This window comes from Rhizobium sp. NLR10b (genome assembly GCF_019685435.1).
GTDB lineage: Bacteria > Pseudomonadota > Alphaproteobacteria > Rhizobiales > Rhizobiaceae > Rhizobium.
This window is the reverse complement of record NZ_JABDWV010000040.1, coordinates 1-2,500: the sequence shown is the minus strand read 5'-3', so window position 1 is coordinate 2,500 and position 2,500 is coordinate 1. Positions and strand designations below refer to the sequence as shown.

The 2,500-nt window shown below is 55.3% G+C and carries 1 tRNA gene and 2 rRNA genes (1 of these 3 cut by a window edge); all 3 read left to right on the top strand.

The window, feature by feature from the left end:
- Positions 1–1,829 (top strand): 23S ribosomal RNA (locus HJB91_RS30150) (it extends 1,049 nt beyond the left edge of the window).
- A gap of 217 nt (positions 1,830–2,046) precedes the next feature.
- Positions 2,047–2,161: ribosomal RNA gene (rrf, locus tag HJB91_RS30145) — 5S ribosomal RNA — on the top strand.
- Between the two features lie 225 nt (positions 2,162–2,386).
- Positions 2,387–2,463: transfer RNA gene (locus tag HJB91_RS30140), tRNA-Met, on the top strand.
- Positions 2,464–2,500: the final 37 nt, after the last annotated feature.

The window sequence follows — 2,500 nt, the reverse complement described above, 5'->3', positions numbered from 1 at the left end:
ACTCGGCAGACACACGGCGGGTGCTAACGTCCGTCGTGAAAAGGGCAACAACCCTAACCTCCAGCTAAGGTCCCCAAGTCATGGCTAAGTGGGAAAGGATGTGAGGATCCCAAAACAACCAGGATGTTGGCTTAGAAGCAGCCATCATTTAAAGAAAGCGTAACAGCTCACTGGTCTAAATAAGGGTCTTTGCGCCGAAAATGTAACGGGGCTGAAGCCATGCACCGAAGCTGAGGATGTGTAGCAATACACGTGGTAGCGGAGCGTTCCGTAAGCTGATGAAGGGAGACCCGTGAGGGCTCCTGGAGGTATCGGAAGTGCGAATGTTGACATGAGTAACGATAAAGAGGGTGAGAGACCCTCTCGCCGAAAGACCAAGGGTTCCTGCTTAAAGTTAATCTGAGCAGGGTTAGCCGGCCCCTAAGACGAGGCGGACACGCGTAGTCGATGGGAACCACGTTAATATTCGTGGGCCTGGTGGTAGTGACGGATTGCACAAGTTGTTCATTCTAATTGGATTGGATGGGCAGCGGAGCGGTTCCAGGAAATAGCTCCACCGTATAGACCGTACCCGAAACCGACACAGGTGGTCAGGTAGAGTATACCAAGGCGCTTGAGAGAACTATGTTGAAGGAACTCGGCAAATTGCACGCGTAACTTCGGAAGAAGCGTGACCCCATATGAGGCAACTCTTGTGGGGTGGCACAGACCAGGGGGTAGCGACTGTTTATCAAAAACACAGGGCTCTGCGAAGTCGCAAGACGACGTATAGGGTCTGACGCCTGCCCGGTGCTGGAAGGTTAAGAGGAGAGGTGCAAGCTTTGAATCGAAGCCCCAGTAAACGGCGGCCGTAACTATAACGGTCCTAAGGTAGCGAAATTCCTTGTCGGGTAAGTTCCGACCTGCACGAATGGCGTAACGACTTCCCCGCTGTCTCCAACATAGACTCAGTGAAATTGAATTCCCCGTGAAGATGCGGGGTTCCTGCGGTCAGACGGAAAGACCCCGTGCACCTTTACTATAGCTTTACACTGGCATTCGTGTCGGCATGTGTAGGATAGGTGGTAGGCTTTGAAGCGGGGACGCCAGTTTCCGTGGAGCCATCCTTGAAATACCACCCTTATCGTCATGGATGTCTAACCGCGGCCCGTCATCCGGGTCCGGGACAGTGTATGGTGGGTAGTTTGACTGGGGCGGTCGCCTCCGAAAGAGTAACGGAGGCGCGCGATGGTGGGCTCAGACCGGTCGGAAATCGGTCGTCGAGTGCAATGGCATAAGCCCGCCTGACTGCGAGACTGACAAGTCGAGCAGAGACGAAAGTCGGTCATAGTGATCCGGTGGTCCCGCGTGGAAGGGCCATCGCTCAACGGATAAAAGGTACGCCGGGGATAACAGGCTGATGACCCCCAAGAGTCCATATCGACGGGGTTGTTTGGCACCTCGATGTCGGCTCATCGCATCCTGGGGCTGGAGCAGGTCCCAAGGGTTTGGCTGTTCGCCAATTAAAGCGGTACGTGAGCTGGGTTCAGAACGTCGTGAGACAGTTCGGTCCCTATCTGCCGTGGGTGTAGGAATATTGACAGGATCTGTCCCTAGTACGAGAGGACCGGGATGGACATATCTCTGGTGGACCTGTTGTCCTGCCAAGGGCATAGCAGGGTAGCTATATATGGACGGGATAACCGCTGAAGGCATCTAAGCGGGAAACCCACCTGAAAACGAGTGTTCCCTATCAGAGCCGTGGAAGACGACCACGTTGATAGGCCGGGTGTGGAAGTGCGGCAACGCATGAAGCTTACCGGTACTAATAGCTCGATCGGCTTGATCGTTCTCATTGTTCATGCTCATCAGCCAGAGGCTGATGATGCCTGACCTTTGTCCTGACGCGCCAAGGGCGCTGCGGACGGCCCGCCAAACGATTGGCGACGGCCTCTGGCCTGTATGGGTGCCACAAGCACCCGCAGCCGGAAGAGATCCAAAAGACGTGTTCAAAAAAACAGGCCAACGCCTGCCAGCTTCTCAAATCAATAAGTTGCGCTTTGCCGACCTGGTGGTTATGGCGGGGTGGCTGCACCCGTTCCCTTTCCGAACACGGCCGTGAAACGCCCCTGCGCCCATGGTACTTCGTCTTAAGACGCGGGAGAGTAGGTCGCTGCCAGGTCTGCAAAACGCAACTCAGTTGATAAAAATCTTCTCTGAACAAACCCAAACGGCCAAGGCCGAAACAAAGGGCCGCTCACAAGCGGCCTTTCGTGTTATAATAGTTCCGCGGGGTGGAGCAGCCCGTTCGGCCTAAGATCGATCCACCGGATCGATCTCCAAACGGCCTCACCTCGTCAGGCTACGCCTGACATCGCTCCCGGGCATAACGTCCGGAATGAAATATCGCGGGGTGGAGCAGCCCGGTAGCTCGTCAGGCTCATAACCTGAAGGCCGCAGGTTCAAATCCTGCCCCCGCAACCAATCTTCCCAAAAAGCCCGCCTCGTGCGGGCTTTTTGT